Consider the following 19667-nt stretch of genomic DNA (forward strand, 5'->3'; position numbering starts at 1 on the left):
CCCTCCCGGGGCCACCGCTCCAGGGCGGCGACCAGGGCGTCCTGCGCCAGCTCCTCGGCGATGCCGACGTCCCGGACGATCCGGGCGACGCCGGCGATCACCCGCGGCGACTCCAGACGGAAGACGGTCTCGATCGCGTGTGCCGTGGTGGGCTGTGCTTCCACACGTGGTTCCACAGCCCACCATGCAACACCCTGGGCGACGGACGGCCAAACGGGTTCAGCCCTCGGCGATCTCCCGCAGCTCACAGGCGATCCGCCACTCGGTCCCGTGGATCCTCAGGAAGCGCTGCGTCCACTCCAGGGCCTCGGTCCGGTCCTTGCACTGCATGACCACGTAGCCACCGATGACCTCCTTGGACTCGGTGAACGGCCCGTCGGTGACGGCGGCCTTCTCGCCGTCCCAGTCCACCCGGACGGCCTCCGCGGACGGGGTGAGCCCGGCGGTGTCGAGCAGCACACCGGCCTTGGTCATCTCCTCGATGAGCTCGCCCATCCGCTGCATCAGCTCCGCGTCGGGGCCCCCGGCGGGGGCGGCGGACTCGTCGACGCGCACGAGCGACAGGTAGCGGGGCATGGTGACTCCTTCGGTAGGGGCGGCGGGTCCGTTCCCCGCCGCTCACCCTTGCGTCGAACGGGAGGGACCCGGATCGACACACCCGCGGAAAAAACTCCGGGAGATTTTTCCCGGCCCGCCGTCACCTCAGTGCGAAGCCGAACGACGCCTTCTTGTACGGCGCCCCGAGCGTCCTCCCGCCGAAGACCGCGGCGGCGTCCGTGACCAGGCCGGACGGGCGTCCGCGCAGCACCCACACCGCTCCGTCGCCGCCGTCCTCCCCTGGGGCGGCGGCGACCAGGTCGGCGTGGCCGTTGCGGTTGACGTCGACCAGCCGGACCACGTACCCGAAGTTGTCGGCCCGCTCGGCGGTGCCGGGCACGCCCCTGGTGTCCTGGCCGAACGCCTGCGCGCCGGCGCCGGTCAGCCCGGAGCGGCTGCCGCGCAGCACGTCGACCACGCCCTGCTCGTTCTCGCCGGGCGCGCCGACCACCAGGTCGTCGATGCCGTCACCGGTGATGTCGCCGGCCGCGACCGCCTGGCCGAACCGGTCGGTGCTCTCCCGGCTGCCGGGGACACCGGGCGTGTCCTGCGTGAACCGCTTCCAGGTCCTCTCGGGGGCGAGCCCGGTGGCGCTGCCGTACATCACCCAGACCGCTTCGTCGTCCTGGAAGCCGGTGACGAGGTCGCCGTAGCCGTCGCCGTTGAAGTCGCCGATGGCGGCCGCGCCGTCGCCGCCGCGGTAGAGGTCCTTCACGCGGGAGAGGCCGGCGGGGCCGCTCAGGTACAGCTGGCTGCAGTTGTTGCCGTCGCCGCAGTAGCCGGTCAGCACCAGGTCGGAGCGGCCGTCGCCGTTGATGTCGCCGGTGTCGCCGTCGTGGATGTCGACGGACCCGAGGCGCTCGGGGTCGAGCGAGGTGCGCGCGGCCGGGGCACCGGTGCGCTTGAGCGGGCCCTTCCAGATCTCGGCGGTGCTGCCGGCCGGGTCGTCGCCCATGCCGTAGCCGCCCTGGATCACGGCGAGGTCGAGGCGGCCGTCGCCGTCGAAGTCCCCGGTCTGGTGGTTGTTGCCCGGGATCGCCGTGCCCCCGGACAGGCCGCGCGGGCCGCCCCAGACGACGACCCTGTCGGCCACGAGGTCGGCGTAGCCGTCGCCGTCCAGGTCGCCCTTGGCGATCTGCAGCCCGAAGCCCTCCCCCCGGAGGGGACCGCCGGGGATGCCGGGGGTGGCCCGGCTGATGATCGTTCGGTGGCCGGCGGACACGCCGTGCGGGCCGCCGTACAGCACGGCGACGTAACCGGCCTCGGCCTGGCCGCCGACCGTGGCGTTCGGCGCGCCGACGGCCAGGTCGGCGTAGCCGTCGCCGTTGAAGTCGTCACGGACCTGGACGGTGCTCCTGGCCGGCGCGGTGCTCTTGGCCGGCACGGCGGAGAGGGCCGGGGCGGCGGAGGCGGCCGGGGCGGCGGCACCGAGGGCGGTCAGGCCCAGGGTCAGCGGCAGCGCCCACCGGGCGTGCGAACGCGCGCGGAACAACATGAATCCCCCTGGTGTACAGCTGTTCGGTCACCACAGCAGACCCGTGCGCCACCGGGAAGGTTGTACTCAGCGCAGGGATGCCCAGAGCCGGCTCGCGCGTGGCTCCTCGGCGACCACCCGGTTGGGATCGGAGGGTGCCGGGACGACGGGCATGGTCACCGTGCGCACCCGGTCGGCGGTCAGCCCGTGCAGGCTCCGGCCGAGGCTCACCAGCTCGTCCAGGGAGTCCAGGCCGGTGTCGGTGGTGAGGCCGGCGGTGACCGCGTCGGCGACCCGGTACAGCTGGGCCGGGTCGGTGAGCAGACCGGCGCCGGAGAGCCGCTGCAGCAGATCCTTGACCAGCATCTGCTGCAGCCCGATGCGGCCCAGGTCGCTGCCGTCGCCTATGCCGTGCCGGGTGCGGGCGAGGGCCAGGGCCCGCTCGCCGTCCAGGTGGTGCGTGCCGGCTTTCAGGTGCAGGTGGCTCAGGTCGTCGTCGATGTCCTCGGTGGTGGTGACGTCGACCCCGCCGAGCGCGTCGACCAGCCGGGCGAAGCCGGAGAAGTCGACCTCCAGGTAGTGGTCCATGCGGACCCCGGTGAGCGACTCGGCGGTCTTCACCGCGCACGCCGGACCGCCCACCTCGTAGGCGCTGTTGAACATGGCGCCGTGCGCCGGTGCCGTGCTGCCGCCCGAGGGCAGCGGGCAGGCCGGGCGGGTGACGAGCGTGTCGCGGGGGATGCTGACGACGGTGGCCCGGGTGCGGCCCGCGTCGAGGTGCACGACCATCGCGGTGTCGGAGCGGGCGCCGCCGCTGTCCCCGCCGCCCAGCTCCTGGTTGGCCCTGCCGCTGCGTGAGTCCGAGCCGAGGACCAGGATGTTCAGGGAGCCGGTGGGCAGCGGGGAGGCGCCGGCGGAGGGGGTGGCCACGGCCCGGGCCGGACGGTCGTCGCCGAGCGTGCCGTCGATGTCGACGCCGGTGATGTTGCGGTCGAGGTGCCGGTACGCCCAGCCGGCCGCCGCCGCGCCCAGCACCAGGGCGCCCGCCAGGGTGAGACCGGCGATCCGCAGGGGTCTCGGCCGCCGGCCCGCCCGTCCGCCCGGGTCGCCTCGTTCCTCGTGTCGCGTCACGACAGGAACGTAAGTCCGAATTATTAGGGGACTGTTAGCGGAAGCCGTCCGATGCGGCTTTCTTCGGGAATTCTCATCCCAGCGTCAGGGCCCCGTCACAGCGCCTCCGAAAGTTTCGGTTGGGGAACCGATTGACTTCGGAGCAGTGTGGGGTCACCCCCACCCCCGTCAATACACGGACCGCTCAGGCCCCCGGGGGCGCTGCCGCGCTCGACCGCACCACCAGACTCGTCGCCAGCTCCACCCGGGTCGCCGCCCGCTCGTCCTGGGCCCGCCCCAGCTCCAGCACCAGCCGGGCCGCGGCCTCGGCCATCTCGGTGAGCGGCTGCCGTACCGTCGTCAGCGGCGGGCCCACCCAGCGGGCCACCGGCAGGTCGTCGAAGCCGACCACGCTCAGGTCCTCCGGGATGCGCAGGCCCAGTTCGCGGGCGGCCTCGTACAGGCCGAGCGCCTGCAGGTCGTTGCCGGCGAAGATGGCGGTGGGCCGGTCGGGGCGGCGCAGCAGCTCCAGACCCAGGCGGTAGCCGGCGTCGTGATGGAAGTCGCCGGCCACGACGAGCGAGGGGTCGGCCGGCAGCCCGGCCGTCTCCAGGGCGGCCCGGTAGCCGTCGACCCGGGCGCGGCTGCACATCATCCGGGACGGGCCGCTGATCGCGCCGATCCGGGTGTGCCCGAGTTCCACCAGGTGGCGGGTGGCGGCGAGGCCGCCCTGCCAGTTGGTGGCGCCGATGGACGGCACGTCCGGGCCCGGGTCGCCGGCCGGGTCCATCACCACGAACGGGATGGACCGGCTGGTCAGCAGCGCGCGCTGGGACTCGTCGAGACCGGACAGCACCAGCACCACGCCGTGCGGGCGGCGGGCGGCGACCTGGTCGGCCCAGGTCCGGCCGGGGGTGAGCCGGCCGGCCGACTCGGACAGGACCACGCTCAGTCCGGCGTCCCGGGCGACGTTCTCCACGCCCCGGATGACCTCCAGCGCCCAGGCGCTCTCCAGCTCGTGGAAGACCAGGTCGATCAGGGGTGAGCGGGAGGCCTCGGCGCGGCGGCGCCGGTAGCCGTGGGTGCGCAGCAGTTCCTCGACGCGGGTGCGGGTCGCGGGGGCGACGTCGGCACGGCCGTTGAGGACCTTCGAAACAGTCGGAGCGGAGACCCCGGCCTCCCGGGCGATCTCGGCGAGGGTCGCCGTCTGCGTTTCTGCGGACTTCGAAGGCGTCATGCCCGCGATCGTATCCCCGCCGGACCTCTTGACGAAGAACCGTGTGCGCCATAGGTTCCCGGAACATTCGATGCATCAGTCGAAACATTCGTGATCGACCGCGCGAAGCAGAGTCGAGACGGGAGTTCCATGACCACCGCTCCTTGGCGCGACGCCGCCCTGCCCGCCGATGCCCGGGTGGCCGACCTGCTGTCCCGGATGACCCTGGAGGAGAAGGCCGCCCAGCTGTACGGCGTGTGGGTGGGCGCCGCCACGGACGGCGACGGGGTCGCCCCCCTGCAGCGCGAGATGACCGCCGAGTACGACTGGGACGAGCTGATCACCCACGGTCTCGGCCAGCTGACCCGGTCCTTCGGCACCGCCCCCGTCGACCCGGACGTCGGCGCGCGGGCGCTGGCCCGGGCCCAGCGCCGGATCGCGGCCGCCAACCGCTTCGGCATCCCGGCGGTCGCGCACGAGGAGTGCCTGGCCGGCTTCACCGCCTGGCGGGCCACCGCCTACCCGGTCCCGCTGGCCTGGGGCGCCTCCTTCGACCCCGAACTGGTCGAGCAGGTCGGCCGGCGCATCGGCCGGGACCTGCGGGCGGCCGGGGTGCACCAGGGGCTGGCCCCCGTCCTGGACGTGGTCCGCGACCCGCGCTGGGGACGGGTCGAGGAGACGATCGGCGAGGACCCGTACCTGGTCGGCACCATCGGCACGGCCTACGTACGGGGCCTGGAGTCGGCCGGTGTGGTCGCCACGCTCAAGCACTTCGCCGGGTACGCGTCCTCGGCGGGCGCCCGGAACCTGGCCCCCGTGCGGGCCGGGGTGCGGGAGTTCGCGGACGTCACCCTGCCGCCGTTCGAGATGGCGCTGCGCGAGGGCGGCGCCCGCTCGGTGATGGCGGCCTACACGGAGACCGACGGCGTGCCGGCCTCCGCCGACCCGGGGCTGCTGACCGGTCTGCTGCGCGAGGAGTGGGGGTTCACCGGCACGGTGGTCGCCGACTACTTCGGCATCGCCTTCCTGCAGAGCCTGCACCGGGTCGCGGCCGACGAGGCGGAGGCGGCCCACCGGGCGCTGGCCGCCGGCATCGACGTGGAGCTGCCGACCGTCAAGTGCTACGGCAAGCCCCTGGTGGCAGCCGTGCGGGAGGGCCGGGTCCCGGAGTCGCTGGTGGACCGGGCGGCCCACCGCGTCCTGCTGCAGAAGTGCGAGCTGGGCCTGCTGGACGAGGACTGGCGGCCGGAGCCGGAGGGCCCCCTCGACCTGGACTCGGCCGCGAACCGGGCCCTGGCCGGGCGTCTGGCGCAGGAGTCGGTGGTGCTGCTGGACAACCCCGACGGGCTGCTCCCGCTGGCCCCAGACACCCGGATCGCGGTCGTGGGTCCGCGGGCGGCGGACGCCCTGGCGATGCTCGGCTGCTACTCCTTCCCCTCTCACGTCCTCACCCACCACCCCGGCATCCCGTCCGGCATCGAGATCCCCACCGTGCTGGACGCCCTGCGCGGCGAACTGCCGGACGCCAAGGTGACGTTCGCGGAGGGCTGCGGCGTCGCGGACCCGGACACCGCCGGCTTCGCGGAGGCGGTGGCCCGGACGGCGGAGTCGGACGTGTGCGTGGCGGTGCTCGGCGACCGCGCGGGCCTGTTCGGGCGCGGCACCTCGGGCGAGGGCTGCGACGCGACCGACCTGCGGCTGCCGGGCGTGCAGGCCGAGCTGCTGGACGCGCTGGTCGCCACCGGCGTCCCGGTGGTCCTGGTGCTGCTCACCGGCCGCCCGTACGCCCTGGGCCGCTGGCACGGCCGGCTGGGCGCGGTGGTGCAGGCCTTCTTCCCCGGCGAGGAGGGCGGCCCGGCGGTCGCCGGGGTGCTGTCCGGCCGGGTGAACCCCTCCGGCCGGCTCCCGGTGAGCGTCCCGCGGCTGCCGGGCGGCCAGCCCTGGACCTACCTCCAGCCGCCGCTCGGCCTGGCCGGGGAGGTCAGCAGCCTGGACCCGACCCCGCTGTACCCGTTCGGGCACGGCTGCTCGTACACCGCGTTCGCCTGGGAGGACTTCGTGGGCTCCGCGGCCGACATCGGCACGGACGGCTCGTACGACCTCTCCCTCACGGTCCGCAACACCGGGGACCGGGCGGGCACCGAGGTCGTCCAGCTCTACCTGCACGACCCGGTGGCCTCGGTGACCCGGCCGGACGTGCGCCTGATCGGCTACCAGCGCCTGGAGCTGGACCCGGGCGCCGCCCGCCGCCTCACCTTCCGCTTCCACGCGGACCTGTCGTCCTTCACGGACCGCACGGGCGCCCGGGTGGTGGAGCCCGGCGCTCTGGAACTGCGCCTCGGCCCGTCCAGCGCGGAGGTACGGCACCGGGCGCGGCTGCGGCTGACGGGGCCGACGCGGGTGGTCGGGCCGGAACGGCGGCTGCGGTGCGAGGTGCTGGCGTAGAACGCGGACACCCCGCCTCCGGTGACCCGGGGGCGGGGTGTCGTGTGGAGCGCCGGGCAGGCCTTGCACCTGCATTTCCCCGCAGGAAGCGGGGCGTCTTTCCTTGGACCACCAACGCACTTGCGTCCGGGCCGGTTTCCCGGCCGTTCGCTGTGTGATGATCATAGCCCAGGTGAGGGGGGCCCGCGCAACCTCAGTGGTCCGCGACCGCCTCGAACCGCCACCGGTGCACGGCCCGGGTCACCAACTCGGGGCCGGGCTCGGGCAGTTCGGGCAGCTGGGCGTCGTACGGGGCGTCCCACCACGTGATGACCAGCACCCGGTCCTGCGGCGCGCGGAAGGTCTCGCGCCGCAACGGCTCGCCGGCGAGCGGCTGTTCCCGCACCCAGGCGAGCAGGTCGGCTCCCCGCCCCCCGGCGGCCCGGGCCTCCCACATCAGCGCGACCGTCACGAGTACAGGTTCTCCTTGCTGACCTCGTGCACGTGGTCGTGGCCGTGGCCCGGGACGTGCGGGTCGGTGACCGGCAGGGAGGAGTCGGCCGACAGGTCCCAGCCGGAGGCGGCCCGGTTCCGGGCGACCATCTCGGCGCCGAGCGCGGCCACCATCGCGCCGTTGTCCGTGCACAGCTTGGGGCGCGGCACGCGCAGCCGGATGCCGGCCGCCTCGCAGCGCTCCTGGGCGAGGGCGCGCAGCCGGGAGTTGGCCGCCACACCGCCGCCGATCATCAGGTGGTCCACGCCCTCGTCCTTGCAGGCGCGGACGGCCTTGCGGGTGAGCACGTCGACCACGGCCTCCTGGAAGGAGGCGGCCACGTCCCGCACGGGGACCTCCTCGCCGGCCGCCCGCCTGGCCTCGATCCAGCGGGCCACGGCGGTCTTCAGGCCGGAGAAGGAGAAGTCGTACGCCGGGTCGCGCGGGCCGGTCAGGCCGCGCGGGAAGGCGATCGCCCCCGGGTCGCCCTCGCGCGCGTACCGGTCGATGACCGGGCCGCCGGGGAAGCCCAGGTTCAGCACGCGGGCGATCTTGTCGAAGGCCTCGCCGGCCGCGTCGTCGATGGTCGAGCCCATCGGGCGGACGTCGGAGGTGATGTCCGACGACAGCAGCAGCGAGGAGTGGCCGCCGCTCACCAGCAGGGCCATGGTCGGCTCGGGCAGCGGGCCGTGCTCCAGCTGGTCCACGCAGATGTGCGAGGCGAGGTGGTTGACGCCGTACAGGGGCTTGCCGAGGGCGTAGGCGTACGCCTTGGCCGCCGAGACGCCGACGAGCAGGGCGCCGGCCAGGCCGGGCCCGGCGGTGACCGCGATGCCGTCCAGGTCCCGGGCGCTGACCCCCGCCTCCTTCAGCGCGCGGTCGATCGTCGGGACCATGGCCTCCAGGTGCGCCCGGGAGGCCACCTCGGGCACGACACCGCCGAAGCGGGCGTGCTCGTCGACGCTGGAGGCGACGGCGTCCGCCAGCAGGGTGGTGCCGCGGACGATGCCGACGCCGGTCTCGTCGCAGGACGTCTCGATGCCGAGGACAAGAGGTTCGTCAGTCATGGATATCGGTTCCTTGTACGGGGGCGGAGCCCGCGGCGGAGCCGCTGCCGGGTTCCGTGGTCAGGCGCATCACCAGGGCGTCCACGTTGCCCGGCTGGTAGTAGCCGCGCCGGAAGCCGATGGGGACGAAGCCGAAGCGCTCGTAGAGCTTCTGCGCGGGCAGGTTGTCGACCCGGCACTCGAGCATCACCTCGTGGCACTCGAACGCGGTCGCCGCCCGCAGCAGCTCGGTCAGCAGCCGGGCACCGAGACCGGTGCCCTGGTGGTCGCGGGCGACGGCGATGGTCTGGACGTCGGCCGGCTCACCGGCGGCGGCCAGGCCCGCGTACCCGACGATCCGGCCGTCGGCGGACTCGGCGACGAGGTAGCGGCGGGTGGCGCCGGCGCCCCGGGCATGGGCCAGCTCCGACCAGAACATGCCCCGGGACCAGGCGTCCTCGGGGAACAGGTCCCGCTCCAGCTCCAGGACCGGGTCGATGTCCCACCAGCGCATCTCGCGCAGTCGGGGGAGTTCCGGCTGTGTCACTTGGGGGTGACCACCTTGTAGTTCTTGGGGACCTGGGCATCGGGCCGGCGCAGGTACTGCGGCCGGGGCGCGGGGAGTTCCTCGCCCGCGGCCAGCTTCCGCGCGGCGAGCGAGGCGAGGGCGGCGGCGGACACGTGCTCGGGCTCGTGGGCGTTCGGGAACGTCTCCGGGTAGAGCAGCGCGCCGGCGCCGACCGCGGGCAGGCCCGCGACCTGCTCGGCGATGTCGGCCGGGCGGTCGACGGCCGGGCCGGTCAGCCGGGTCCGGGAGTCGGCGTAGGTGGCCCAGTAGACCTCCTTGCGGCGGGCGTCGGTCGCCACCACGAAGGGACCCGTCTCGATGTCGGCGGCGTGGGCGAGGCCGTCCAGCGTGCACAGGCCGTACACCGGGACGCCGAGGGCCAGGCCGAAGGTGTCGGCGGTCATCAGACCGACGCGCAGGCCGGTGTAGGGGCCGGGGCCGGTACCGACGACGATGCCGGTGACGGCGTCCAGTTTCAGGCCGGCCTCGGTGAGGACGCGGTCGACGGCCGGCAGCAGCAGCTCTCCGTGCCGGCGCGCGTCCACCTGGCTCGACGAGGCGATGACGCCGGTGCCGTCGTGCAGCGCGACGGTGACGGCGGGCGTTGCGGTATCCAGAGCGAGCAAGAGCACGCGAACAGCCTACGGCGCCCGCGGCTCGCGCATCGCCGTCCCGTACGGACGGTCACCGACTGCTACGGTCGGTACGAAGTACGACATATGACATGAGTCGGATGAGGCAGAGGTGGGCGCAGGTGGCAGGGACCAGCTCGGCGATCGTGGCCGGCCTCACCGCGGCGGCGCTGGGGACCGTCGGTTTCCTCACCTACCGGGCCCAGGCGAGCGCCCCGGCGCACCCCGGCCCGGGTCCGGCGGCGCACGCGACGGCCCCGTCCAAGGCGCCCCGGGACCGGCACCACCCGACGGCGTTGCCGGGCGGCTCCGGATCGGGTGAACGGGTCGTGTACTCGGTGGACGACGACCGGGTCTGGCTGGTGTCCCCCGGGAACCGGGTGCAGCGCACCTTCCCGGTGCGCCCGGGCAGCGTCGACCCGCCGGCCGGCACGTACTGGGTGACCTCGCGCACCAACGCGGCCACCGGCACCGACGGCGTCGCCATCGAGCACGTGGTGCGGTTCACCAGCGTGGACGGGGTGACCGTCGGGTTCAGCGCGGCCGTGGACGACGGCTCGGGCACGACGGCCGACGCGAGCGTGAAGACGGGCGGCATCCGCGAGAGCCGGGCGGACGGGGACGCGATGTGGAGGTTCGCGACGATCGGGGTGCGGGTCGTCGTGATCCGCTAGAGGGTGCCCCCCGGCTCACGTCACGCTCAGCCGGACAGCGCCGCTCCGCCGGACAGCGTCTCCAGGCCGGCCCCGGACCAGCGCTCGCCCAGGCCCGTGACCGTCACGTGCCGCACCTCGTCCGTGGTGTCGCCGACCGCGCGGTGGATGACGACCTGGAGCCGGTCCTCGGTCAGCTCCTCGACCTTGCCCTCGCCCCACTCCACGACGATCACCGAGTCGGGCAGCGAGACGTCGAGGTCCAGGTCCTCCATCTCGTCCAGGCCGCCGCCGAGCCGGTAGGCGTCGACGTGCACCAGGGGCGGGCCGTCGCCGAGGGACGGATGGACCCGGGCGATCACGAAGGTCGGCGAGGTGACCGCGCCGCGCACGCCCAGACCCTCGCCGAGCCCGCGGGTCAGCGTGGTCTTGCCCGCGCCCAGCTCCCCGGTGAGCATCACCAGGTCGCCCGCGCGCAGCAGTCCGGCCAGCCGGCGGCCCAGCTCCCCCATCTGGTCCGGGGAGGTGACGGTCAGCCGGGTCTCAACGGGGTCGTGCGGTGCTGCTGGTGCTTCCATAGCCACTTACCGTAGCTCCTGCCGGCACCGCGCCCGCGCGGGTGAGCAGGTCGGCGAGCCGGTCGGTGACCACTTCCGGGTGCTCCAGCATCACCAGGTGCCCGGCGTCCGGGACGAGGACCAGTTCGGCGTCGGGCAGCAGGCCGGCGATGGCCTCGCTGTGCTCGCTGGGCGTGACCAGGTCCCGTACGCCGGCCAGCACGAGCACCGGCATGTCTTGGAAGCAGGCGAGCGCCTCGGTCTTGTCGTGGTCGGTGAAGGCCGGGTAGAACTCGGCGACCACGTCGATCGGGGTGGACTCGATCATGCGCTCGGCGAACCGCTCCACGGCCGGGTCGACGTCCCGCCCGGCGAACGAGTACCGCTTGATGACCCCGGCGAACAGGTCGGCGGTGGCCCGGCGCCCCTTCTCCACCAGCTCCGCCTGCTGCCCGAGGGCCTTGAGCACCCCGGGCAGGATCCGGCGCACCGCGTTGACGCCGGCCACCGGCAGCCCGAAGTTGACCTCGCCGAGCCGCCCGGACGACGTGCCCACGAGGGCGGTGGCGACGACCCGGTCCCGGATCAGCTCGGGGTACTCGGAGGCGAGGGCCATCACGGTCATCCCGCCCATGGAGTGGCCGACCAGGACGAGCGGCCCCTCCGGTGCGGCGGCGTCCAGGACGGCCTTGAGGTCGCGGCCGAGCTGGTCGATGGTGAGGGGCGCCCGGTCCCGGGTCTGGGCCACGCCCCGGCCGGACCGGCCGTGGCTGCGCTGGTCCCAGTGCACGGTGCGCACGACCCCGCGCAGCGCCGCCCGCTGGAAGTGCCAGGAGTCCTGGTTGAGGCAGTAGCCGTGGCAGAAGACGACGGTGACCGGGGCGGGCGCCTTGCGGCCGAAGAGCCTGCGCCGGCGCGGGGAGACCTCCGGGCCGGTGTCGGGCTCCACCTCGTCGACCTCGTAGTACAGCTCGGTGCCGTCGTCGGCGTACGCCTTGCCGGGGGTGCCGCGCAGGGTGCCGTAGGGGCCCGCCGAGTCCAGCGCCAGCCGTGCCTTCCTGCGTATCCCGCGCCCCATCGTCATCCGCTCGACGGCGACACCGGCCGCCGCGCCCGCGGCGAGCACGCCTATCGCGGCGCCGGCGATGCCGGTCGCCCTGCGCCAGCTCCCGGCCGCCCCCGCGGCGGAGGCGGCGGCCGCCGAGGCCACGACGTCCGCCACGGCCTCCGCGCTGCTCTCGCTCACGTACCGCTCCTCCTCGCCGTACTGCAGTTCGCCTGGACGGGTGATACGGACGGTACCGCTGCGCTGTGCTGCGACGGAGGTGACCGGTGCGTCCGGGAACGCGGGGTGCCGCACCCAGGCGGGTTACCCGAGTTCTTGCCCGTTCACATAGACGCGCGGAACGCGCGTTCCGATGCGTGTGACGATCTCGTACGCGATCGTGCCGCAGGCCTGGGCCCAGTCCTCGGCGGTGGGCTCACCCCGGTCACCGGGCCCGAACAGCACCGCCTCGCTGCCCACCGGGGGCTCGTCGCCGCCCAGGTCCACGACGAACTGGTCCATGGCCACCCGCCCGGCGACCGTCCGCCACTTGCCGTCGACCAGCACCGGACCGGTGCCCGAGGCGTGCCGCGGGACACCGTCCGCGTAACCGACCGGTACCAGGCCGAGGGTGGTGTCGCCGGAGGTGACGTAGTGGTGGCCGTAGCTGACGCCGTGGCCGGCCGGGGTGCGCTTGACGAGGGCCAGCGAGGCGCTGAGCGTCATCACCGGGCGCAGCCCGAAGTCCGCGGGGGTGCCGACCTCGGGGCTGGGCGAGACGCCGTACAGGGCGATGCCCGTGCGCACCAGGTCGAAGCGGGACTCGGGCAGGGTGAGGGTGGCCGGCGAGTTGGCGATGTGCCGCACCTCGGGCCGGACGCCCCGCTCCTCGGCGTACGCCGTCATCTCCCGGAACCGGGCGAGCTGGGCGGCGATCGACGGGTGGCTCGGCTCGTCGGCGCACGCGAAGTGCGACCACAGTCCGGTGATCCGGACCAGGCCCTCGGCCTGGGCGCGCAGGGCCGCGGCGACCAGGTCCGCCCAGTCCTCGCCGGGCTGGCAGCCGTTGCGTCCCAGTCCGGTGTCGGCCTTGAGCTGCACGCGCGCGGGGCGCCCCGCCTCCCGGGCGGCCGCCACGGCCTCCCGCAGGGCCCACATGCCGCTCAGCGACACGTCGATGCCGGCCTCGATCGCCTGCCGCCACGGGCCGCCCGGCACCCACAGCCAGCACAGGATGCGGCCGGGCAGCCCGGCCGCGCGCAGCGCGAGGGCCTCCTCGGCCGTGGCCGTGCCGAGCCAGGTCGCGCCCGCGGCGAGGGCCTCGCGGGCGCACGGCACCGCGCCGTGGCCGTACGCGTCGGACTTGACGACGGCCATCACGGCGGCGTCCCCGGCCCGGGCGCGCAGGGCCCGCACATTGGCGCGCAGGGCGCCCAGATCGATCTCGGCACGGGCGCGCAGGGCGGCGGTCGGCACAGCTGCTGTCTCACTCATCGCGCCCCCAGTGTCTCAGAGGCCGTCGGCGGCCCCCGGGCACCGCCCCCTCCGGGCGCCCGGGCAGGCGGGGACGGGGGGCCGCCGCCCCCCGCACGGACGCGTCCGGCACCCTCCGGCGGACGGCGCCGGCCGGCTCACCGCCGTACGTTCCGCCACGCCTGCGGGATGTGTGACGCCACGTCATGGGCGCCCGCGGGGGCGCCGTCGGCGGCGAGGCGGCCCGCCAGGCCGTGCAGGTACGCGGCGACGCTCCCCGCGTCCAGCGCGCCCAGCCCCGCCGCCAGCAGCGACCCGGCGAGTCCCGAGAGCACGTCCCCGCTCCCGGCGGTGGCGAGCCACGGCGTCCCCGTGGCGTTGACCCGCACCGGTCCGCCGTCCGCCCCGGCGACCAGCGTCGTCGACCCCTTCAGCAGCACCGTCGCCCGGTAGGCCGCCGCCAGTTCCCGCACCGCCGCGAGCCGGGCCCCCTCGACCTCCTCGCGCCGCACCCCCAGCAGCGCGGCGGCCTCCCCGGCGTGCGGGGTCATCAGCGTCGGCGCGGTGCGCCGCCGTACCGCGTCCCGCTCGGCCAGTCGCAGCCCGTCCGCGTCCAGCAGCACCGGCACGTCCGCCGCCAGCACCTCGGCCACCGCGCCCGCGTCGTCCCCGGCCCCGGGGCCGGCCACCCAGGCCTGCACCCGCCCGGCCTTGGCGGGTCCGGCGTCCGAGACGAGGATCTCCGGGAAGCGTGCGACGACCGCGGCCCCGGCCGGCCCGACGTACCGCACGGCCCCGGCCCCGCCCCGCAGCGCCCCGGACACCGCCAGCACGGCGGCCCCCGGATACCGTGCCGAGCCCGCGGCGATCCCGACGACGCCCCGCCGGTACTTGTCGCTCTCCGCCGCCGGCGCCGGCAGCAGCCGTGCCACGTCGGCGTGTTGCAGCGCCTCCAGCTCGGCGCCGGCGGGCGACGGCCGCAGTCCGATGTCGACGAGCCGCACCACCCCGGCGTACTCCCGCGCGGGATCCACCAGCAGTCCGGGCTTGTACGCGCCGAAGGTGACGGTGAGGTCGGCCCGGAGCGCGGCACCCCGCACCCGGCCGGTGTCCGCGTCGACGCCGCTGGGCAGGTCCACGGCCACCACGGCGGCCCCGGACCGCGCCACCGTCCCGGCCAGCCGCTCGGCGTCCGGCCGCAGTCCGCCCGTGCCGCCGATCCCGACGATCCCGTCGACGACCAGGTCGGCCCGCAGGACCGGTTCCTCGGCGACGTCCGCGGCGGCGACCGTGCCGCCCGCCCGCCGCAGCGCCGCGAGACCCGCCGCGTGGGCCCGTTCGGGCGCCAGCAGCACGGCCGTCACACCGGCGCCGCGCCGGGCCAGCCGGGCCCCCGCGAACAGGGCGTCACCGCCGTTGTCCCCGCTGCCGACCAGCAGCACCACCCGGCTGCCGTACACCCGCCCGAGCAGTTCGGCGCAGGCGGCGGCCAGCCCGGCGGCGGCCCGCTGCATCAGCGCGCCCTCCGGCAGTCCCGCCATCAGCGCCCGCTCGGCCGCCCTTACCGTCTCCACGCTGTACGCAGTACGCATGGCACCGAGTCTGCCCCCGAACCCCCACCGCCCACACCCGGGGCCGCGGACCGGTCAGCCCTCGGCGATCACCACCGCCGAGGCCACGCCCGCGTCATGACTGAGCGACACGTGCCAGGCCCGCACGCCCAGCTCCGCCGCCCGCGCGGCCACGGTGCCCTTCACCCTGAGCCGCGGCTGCCCGCTGTCCTCCACGAACACCTCGGCATCGGTCCACTGCAGCCCGGGCGGCGCGCCCAGCGCCTTCGCCAGCGCCTCCTTGGCGGCGAACCGGGCCGCGAGCGAGGCGATGCCGCGCCGGTCCCCGCTGGGCAGCAGCAGTTCACGCGTCACGAACAACCGGTCGGCCAGCCCCGGCGTCCGCTCCAGGGACGCCCGGAACCGGTCGATCTCGGCGACGTCGATGCCCACCCCGATGATGCTCATGGCGAGCACCCTACGACCCCGGCGCACCGGGATCCGGCGACACCACGTCGGCGGACCGGCTCTAGGCTTCCGGCATGAACGCGTCGCACGCCTACCTCTCCCACCTCTTCTCCCTGGACGGCCGCACCGCCGTGGTGACCGGCGGAAGTTCCGGTATCGGACGGGCCGTCGCGGGGGCGCTGGCGCGGGCCGGGGCGAGCGTGGTGGTCGTGGCCCGCGGTCCGGAGCAACTGGGCGACACAGTGGACGAGTTGACCGCGGACGGCTGCCGCGCGGCCTGGGTCTCGGGCGACCTGGGAACGCGGGAGGGCGTGCGCGCGGCGGCCGAGGAGGCCGCGGCCGTCTTCGGCGAGCCCGACATCCTCGTCAACTCGGCCGGCATCAACCTCCGGCCGCCACTGGGCGAGTTGGGCGAGGACGTGTGGGACGCCACGATGGCGGTGAACCTGGAGGCACCCTTTCTGCTGGGGCAGCGGTTCGGACCCGGCATGGCCGAGCGGGGCTTCGGGCGGATCATCCACATCACCTCCCAGCAGGCCCACCGCGCCTTCGTGGACAGCGGCGCCTACGGCGTCTCCAAGGGCGCGCTGGAGTCCCTGGCCCGCTCGCAGGCCGAGGCCTGGTCGCCGTACGGGGTCACCTGCAACACCCTGGTGCCGGGCTTCGTGCTGACCGCGCTCAACCGGCGGCTGCAGTCCGACCCGGAGCGGGTGGCGGCGCTGGCCGCGCGCACGCTGATCGGCCGCAACGGCCTCGCCGAGGACTTCGCGGGCGCGGCGGTGTTCCTGGCGAGCGGCGCCTCCGCCTACGTCACCGGCCAGTCCATCCCCGTGGACGGCGGCTTCTCCGTGCACTGAGCACAACCCCCGGACCGGCCGGGTCCGCCGCTCCCGTCCGCCGTTCAGGCGGTCACCAGTTGATGCAGGTCTTCGGCACCCAGCCGGTCTTCTTGTCGCCGCCGTAGTACCAGAGGTTGCTCTTCTTGCCGCAGGCCGTGTACGAGTTGACGGTCTGCTTGGCCTTGACGTTGATGATCGCCTTGTTGCAGTCCCTCGGCAGGGTGGCCGCGGAAGCGGTGCCGGCGGTGGCGACGGCGCCGGTCAGGGCCGTACCGATGAGGCGGGGGGCGGACGGCGGCCGGCCGTTCGCCCCTCCCGCTCATTCCACCGTGACGGACTTGGCCAGGTTCCTCGGCTGGTCCACCTCGTTGCCGCGCGCCGTCGCCAGTTCGCACGCGAAGACCTGGAGCGGAACGGTGGCCACCAGCGGCTGGAGCAGCGTCGGGGTGGCCGGGATCCGGATCAGGTGGTCGGCGTACGGGACGACCGTCTCGTCGCCCTCCTCCGCGATCACGATGGTGCGCGCGCCCCGGGCCCGGATCTCCTGGATGTTGGAGACGATCTTGTCGTGGATCACCGACCGGCCGCGCGGGGACGGTACGACGACGACCACCGGCACGTCCTCCTCGATCAGCGCGATCGGACCGTGCTTCAGCTCGCCCGCGGCGAAGCCCTCGGCGTGCATGTACGCCAGTTCCTTCAGCTTGAGCGCGCCTTCCAGGGCCACCGGGTAGCCCACGTGCCGGCCGAGGAACAGCACGGTGTTCTTCGCGGCGAGGGTCCGCGCCAGCGCCCGGACCGGCTCCATGGTCTCCAGGACCCGCTCGACCTCCTCCGAGATCCGGGACAGGTCCTTGATCACCGCCTGGATCTCGTCGCCCCACTTGGTGCCGCGCACCTGGCCCAGGTACAGGGCGACCAGGTAGCAGGCGACCAGCTGGGTGAGGAACGCCTTGGTCGAGGCGACGGCGACCTCGGGGCCCGCGTGCGTGTACAGCACCGCGTCGGACTCGCGGGGGATCGTCGAGCCGTTGGTGTTGCAGATCGCCAGCACCTTGGAACCCTGCTCGCGGGCGTGCCGGAGCGCCATCAGGGTGTCCATGGTCTCGCCCGACTGGGAAATGGCGATCACCAGCGACCGCCCGTCCAGGATCGGGTCGCGGTAGCGGAACTCGCTGGCCAGCTCCACCTCGCAGGGGATCCGCGTCCAGTGCTCGATGGCGTACTTGGCGATCAGGCCGGCGTGGAAGGCCGTACCGCAGGCGACGATGACGACCTTGTCGATCTCGCGCAGTTCCGAGGGGCTGATCCGCACCTCGTCCAGGGTGAGCGAGCCGGACGGGTCGATGCGGCCGAGCAGGGTGTCGGCGACCGCCTTCGGCTGCTCGGCGATCTCCTTGAGCATGAAGTAGTCGTAGCCGCCCTTTTCGGCGGCGGAGGCGTCCCAGTCCACGTGGTAGGAGCGGACCTCGGCCGGGCGGCCGTCGAAGCCCGTCACGGTGACGCCGTCCCGGCGCAGCTCCACCACCTGGTCCTGGCCCAGTTCGACCGCGGAACGCGTGTGCTCGATGAACGCGGCGACGTCGGACGCCAGGAACGCCTCGCCCTCCCCGACGCCCACCACCAGCGGCGAGTTGCGGCGGGCGCCGACCACCACGTCCGGTTCGTCGGCGTGCACCGCGACCAGCGTGAACGCGCCCTCCAGCCGCCGGCACACCAGGCGCATCGCCTCGGCGAGGTCGGCGCAGGAGGAGAACTCCTCGGCGAGCAGGTGGGCGACGACCTCGGTGTCCGTCTCGGAGGTCAGCTCGTGGCCGCGCTCGGCCAGTTCCGCGCGCAGGACGGCGAAGTTCTCGATGATGCCGTTGTGGACGACGGCGACCCGGCCCGCGTTGTCGAGGTGCGGGTGCGCGTTGCCGTCCGTGGGACCGCCGTGCGTGGCCCAGCGCGTGTGGCCGATGGCGGTCGAGCCGGCCGGCAGCGGCCGGTCGACCAGTTCCTTCTCCAGGTTGACCAGCTTCCCGGCCTTCTTGGCGGCGGCCAGCCCGCCGTCCGCCAGCACGGCGACACCCGCCGAGTCGTACCCCCGGTACTCCAGCCGCTTCAGCCCGGCCGTCACGACCTCGAGCGCCGACTGCGACCCTACGTATCCCACGATTCCGCACATGAGCGGCAGCCTACGGTTCCACGGCGTTCGGAAAAGGCCTCCGCCTGCCCGGATTCGGAAATTCCCACCACCGTACGAAGGTCCCGGCGGAGCCGGCCGCGCGCGTGACGGACCCCACCCGCCGTCCCGTTCAAACTCCGTTAACAATGGACTGTGATCTCACCGGTCTCCTCGATGCCCCGGAGCGCCCACCGGCACAGGCCGGAGGCGACTCCCTACGTCGATCTCACCCGCGCCGAGTGGAGCGCGCTGCGCGACAAGACGCCGCTGCCGCTCACCGCCGAGGAGGTGGAGAAGCTCCGCGGTCTGGGTGACGTCATCGACCTCGACGAGGTGCGGGACATCTACCTGCCGCTCTCCCGGCTCCTCAACCTCTACGTCGGCGCCACGGACGGTCTCAGGGGCGCGCTCAACACCTTCCTGGGCGAACAGGGCTCCCAGTCGGGCACGCCGTTCGTCATAGGGGTCGCCGGCTCCGTGGCCGTGGGCAAGTCCACGGTGGCCCGGCTGCTGCAGGCCCTGCTCTCGCGCTGGCCCGAGCACCCGCGCGTGGAACTGGTCACGACGGACGGCTTCCTGCTGCCCACCCGGGAGCTGGAGGCCCGCGGCCTGATGTCCCGCAAGGGCTTCCCCGAGTCCTACGACCGCCGGGCCCTGACCCGTTTCGTCGCCGACGTCAAGGCCGGCAAGGGCGAGGTGTCCGCGCCGGTCTACTCCCACCTCATCTACGACATCGTGCCGGACGAGAAGCTCACCGTCCGCCGCCCGGACATCCTGATCGTGGAGGGCCTGAACGTCCTCCAGCCCGCCCTGCCCGGCAAGGACGGCCGCACCCGGGTCGGTCTCGCCGACTACTTCGACTTCAGCGTGTACGTCGACGCGAGCGCCGAGGACATCGAGCGCTGGTACCTCAGCCGCTTCCGGAAGCTGCGCCGGACCGCCTTCCAGGACCCGAACTCGTACTTCCGCAAGTACACCCAGGTCTCCGAGGAGGAGGCCCTCGACTACGCCCGCACGCTGTGGCGGACCATCAACAAGCCCAACCTGGTGGAGAACATCGCCCCGACCCGCGGCCGGGCCACCCTCATCCTGCGCAAGGGCCCGGACCACAAGGTGCAGCGGCTGCGGCTGCGCAAGCTGTAGCGGACCCTGTTGGATGGGCGCCATGCTGCATCTGCGCCTGATCACCCCGGTCGAGCGGACCGACGAGGTGGTCCGTCTGATCGACAAGACGGTCGGCACCACCCACCTCGTCGTCCTGCCGGGCGCCGCCCGTGACCCCGCCGGCGACCTCGTCCTGTGCGACGTGGCCCGCGAGGCGGGCGACGAACTCATCGCCGGACTGCGGCGGCTGG

Annotated in this window: 18 protein-coding genes and 2 pseudogenes; 5 read left to right on the top strand and 15 right to left on the bottom strand. The window is 74.2% G+C overall.

The window, feature by feature from the left end:
- From IE312_RS38775 to IE312_RS04685, 5 genes and pseudogenes are all read right to left on the bottom strand, one after another.
- A pseudogene (locus IE312_RS38775) lies at positions 1 to 176 on the bottom strand (RNA polymerase subunit sigma-24); the annotation flags it as partial.
- A 43-nt stretch (positions 177 to 219) separates the two neighbouring features.
- Positions 220 to 576: a YciI family protein gene (locus IE312_RS04670; protein WP_189978632.1), complete on the bottom strand. Its 357-nt coding sequence runs from the start codon at positions 574 to 576 to the stop codon at positions 220 to 222.
- 121 nt (positions 577 to 697) lie between these two features.
- Complete coding sequence (locus IE312_RS04675; protein ID WP_229899056.1) at positions 698 to 2092, bottom strand: FG-GAP-like repeat-containing protein; 1395 nt, start codon at positions 2090 to 2092, stop codon at positions 698 to 700.
- A 66-nt stretch (positions 2093 to 2158) separates the two neighbouring features.
- The gene (locus tag IE312_RS04680) at positions 2159 to 3202 is read right to left on the bottom strand and encodes an LCP family protein (RefSeq protein WP_189978634.1); all 1044 of its coding nucleotides are present in this window, start codon (positions 3200 to 3202) and stop codon (positions 2159 to 2161) included.
- Positions 3203 to 3386: 184 nt separating this feature from the next.
- Positions 3387 to 4418: a LacI family DNA-binding transcriptional regulator gene (locus IE312_RS04685; RefSeq protein ID WP_189978636.1), complete on the bottom strand. Its 1032-nt coding sequence runs from the start codon at positions 4416 to 4418 to the stop codon at positions 3387 to 3389.
- Positions 4419 to 4547: 129 nt separating this feature from the next.
- Here IE312_RS04685 and IE312_RS04690 point away from each other — a divergent pair, with 129 nt between their 5' ends.
- Complete coding sequence (locus tag IE312_RS04690; protein WP_189978638.1) at positions 4548 to 6842, top strand: beta-xylosidase/alpha-l-arabinosidase; 2295 nt, start codon at positions 4548 to 4550, stop codon at positions 6840 to 6842.
- Between the two features lie 193 nt (positions 6843 to 7035).
- On the opposite strand, the gene IE312_RS04695 is transcribed toward IE312_RS04690, so the two are convergent.
- The 4 genes from IE312_RS04695 to tsaB are packed head-to-tail and all read right to left on the bottom strand — an operon-like array spanning position 7036 to position 9560.
- A complete protein-coding gene (locus IE312_RS04695) occupies positions 7036 to 7293 on the bottom strand; it encodes a hypothetical protein (protein ID WP_189978640.1) in 258 nt (85 codons plus the stop codon).
- On the bottom strand, positions 7290 to 8381 hold the full coding sequence (gene tsaD, locus IE312_RS04700) for a tRNA (adenosine(37)-N6)-threonylcarbamoyltransferase complex transferase subunit TsaD (protein WP_189978642.1): 1092 nt from the start codon (positions 8379 to 8381) through the stop codon (positions 7290 to 7292). Before tsaD ends, IE312_RS04695 begins: the two co-directional genes overlap by 4 nt.
- Positions 8374 to 8874: a ribosomal protein S18-alanine N-acetyltransferase gene (rimI, locus tag IE312_RS04705; protein ID WP_189978987.1), complete on the bottom strand. Its 501-nt coding sequence runs from the start codon at positions 8872 to 8874 to the stop codon at positions 8374 to 8376. The genes tsaD and rimI overlap by 8 nt, the downstream gene beginning before the upstream one ends.
- 29 nt (positions 8875 to 8903) lie before the next feature.
- Entirely contained in the window at positions 8904 to 9560 is a 657-nt protein-coding gene (gene tsaB, locus IE312_RS04710) for a tRNA (adenosine(37)-N6)-threonylcarbamoyltransferase complex dimerization subunit type 1 TsaB (RefSeq protein ID WP_189978644.1), read from the bottom strand.
- A gap of 122 nt (positions 9561 to 9682) precedes the next feature.
- Between tsaB and IE312_RS04715 the strand changes: the two genes are divergently transcribed.
- Entirely contained in the window at positions 9683 to 10234 is a 552-nt protein-coding gene (locus IE312_RS04715) for a hypothetical protein (RefSeq protein WP_189978645.1), read from the top strand.
- A 26-nt stretch (positions 10235 to 10260) separates the two neighbouring features.
- On the opposite strand, the gene tsaE is transcribed toward IE312_RS04715, so the two are convergent.
- The 5 genes from tsaE to IE312_RS04740 all read right to left on the bottom strand — a co-directional run bounded on the left by tsaE (position 10261) and on the right by IE312_RS04740 (position 15306).
- Positions 10261 to 10791, bottom strand: a complete 531-nt coding sequence (gene tsaE / locus IE312_RS04720) for a tRNA (adenosine(37)-N6)-threonylcarbamoyltransferase complex ATPase subunit type 1 TsaE (protein WP_189978647.1) — start codon at positions 10789 to 10791, stop codon at positions 10261 to 10263.
- Positions 10757 to 12016, bottom strand: coding sequence for an alpha/beta fold hydrolase (locus IE312_RS04725; protein ID WP_189978649.1), 1260 nt, complete (start codon positions 12014 to 12016; stop codon positions 10757 to 10759). The genes tsaE and IE312_RS04725 overlap by 35 nt, the downstream gene beginning before the upstream one ends.
- Before the next feature lie 123 nt (positions 12017 to 12139).
- Positions 12140 to 13309 (bottom strand): alanine racemase, encoded by a 1170-nt coding sequence (alr, locus tag IE312_RS04730; protein ID WP_189978651.1) that lies wholly within the window; start codon positions 13307 to 13309, stop codon positions 12140 to 12142.
- Between the two features lie 137 nt (positions 13310 to 13446).
- A complete protein-coding gene (locus tag IE312_RS04735; RefSeq protein ID WP_189978653.1) occupies positions 13447 to 14880 on the bottom strand; it encodes an NAD(P)H-hydrate dehydratase in 1434 nt (477 codons plus the stop codon).
- A 54-nt stretch (positions 14881 to 14934) separates the two neighbouring features.
- On the bottom strand, positions 14935 to 15306 hold the full coding sequence (locus tag IE312_RS04740) for a holo-ACP synthase (RefSeq protein ID WP_189978655.1): 372 nt from the start codon (positions 15304 to 15306) through the stop codon (positions 14935 to 14937).
- A 74-nt stretch (positions 15307 to 15380) separates the two neighbouring features.
- Between IE312_RS04740 and IE312_RS04745 the strand changes: the two genes are divergently transcribed.
- The gene (locus IE312_RS04745) at positions 15381 to 16163 is read left to right on the top strand and encodes an SDR family NAD(P)-dependent oxidoreductase (RefSeq protein ID WP_189978657.1); all 783 of its coding nucleotides are present in this window, start codon (positions 15381 to 15383) and stop codon (positions 16161 to 16163) included.
- A gap of 301 nt (positions 16164 to 16464) precedes the next feature.
- Here the strand turns inward: IE312_RS04745 and glmS are convergent, their stop codons facing one another.
- Entirely contained in the window at positions 16465 to 18312 is a 1848-nt protein-coding gene (glmS, locus tag IE312_RS04750; RefSeq protein ID WP_189978659.1) for a glutamine--fructose-6-phosphate transaminase (isomerizing), read from the bottom strand.
- 174 nt (positions 18313 to 18486) lie between these two features.
- Here glmS and coaA point away from each other — a divergent pair, with 174 nt between their 5' ends.
- Complete coding sequence (gene coaA / locus IE312_RS04755; protein ID WP_189978989.1) at positions 18487 to 19455, top strand: type I pantothenate kinase; 969 nt, start codon at positions 18487 to 18489, stop codon at positions 19453 to 19455.
- Positions 19456 to 19477: 22 nt separating this feature from the next.
- Positions 19478 to 19667 (top strand): annotated as a pseudogene (locus IE312_RS38780) (DUF389 domain-containing protein); the annotation flags it as partial.

The organism is Streptomyces capoamus (genome assembly GCF_014654935.1).
Classification (GTDB): domain Bacteria; phylum Actinomycetota; class Actinomycetes; order Streptomycetales; family Streptomycetaceae; genus Streptomyces; species Streptomyces capoamus.

Excerpts from the sequence above, each read along its gene's own strand:
- IE312_RS04690 (WP_189978638.1), top strand. The coding sequence starts at position 4,548 with ATGACCACCGCTCCTTGGCGCGACGCCGCCCTGCCCGCCGATGCCCGG.
- IE312_RS04670 (WP_189978632.1), bottom strand. The coding sequence starts at position 576 with ATGCCCCGCTACCTGTCGCTCGTGCGCGTCGACGAGTCCGCCGCCCCC.
- IE312_RS04735 (WP_189978653.1), bottom strand. The coding sequence starts at position 14,880 with ATGCGTACTGCGTACAGCGTGGAGACGGTAAGGGCGGCCGAGCGGGCG.
- IE312_RS04685 (WP_189978636.1), bottom strand. The coding sequence starts at position 4,418 with ATGACGCCTTCGAAGTCCGCAGAAACGCAGACGGCGACCCTCGCCGAG.
- IE312_RS04745 (WP_189978657.1), top strand. The coding sequence starts at position 15,381 with ATGAACGCGTCGCACGCCTACCTCTCCCACCTCTTCTCCCTGGACGGC.
- tsaE (WP_189978647.1), bottom strand. The coding sequence starts at position 10,791 with ATGGAAGCACCAGCAGCACCGCACGACCCCGTTGAGACCCGGCTGACC.
- glmS (WP_189978659.1), bottom strand. The coding sequence starts at position 18,312 with ATGTGCGGAATCGTGGGATACGTAGGGTCGCAGTCGGCGCTCGAGGTC.
- coaA (WP_189978989.1), top strand. The coding sequence starts at position 18,487 with ATGCCCCGGAGCGCCCACCGGCACAGGCCGGAGGCGACTCCCTACGTC.
- IE312_RS04675 (WP_229899056.1), bottom strand. The coding sequence starts at position 2,092 with ATGTTGTTCCGCGCGCGTTCGCACGCCCGGTGGGCGCTGCCGCTGACC.
- rimI (WP_189978987.1), bottom strand. The coding sequence starts at position 8,874 with ATGCGCTGGTGGGACATCGACCCGGTCCTGGAGCTGGAGCGGGACCTG.
- alr (WP_189978651.1), bottom strand. The coding sequence starts at position 13,309 with ATGAGTGAGACAGCAGCTGTGCCGACCGCCGCCCTGCGCGCCCGTGCC.
- IE312_RS04740 (WP_189978655.1), bottom strand. The coding sequence starts at position 15,306 with ATGAGCATCATCGGGGTGGGCATCGACGTCGCCGAGATCGACCGGTTC.
- tsaD (WP_189978642.1), bottom strand. The coding sequence starts at position 8,381 with ATGACTGACGAACCTCTTGTCCTCGGCATCGAGACGTCCTGCGACGAG.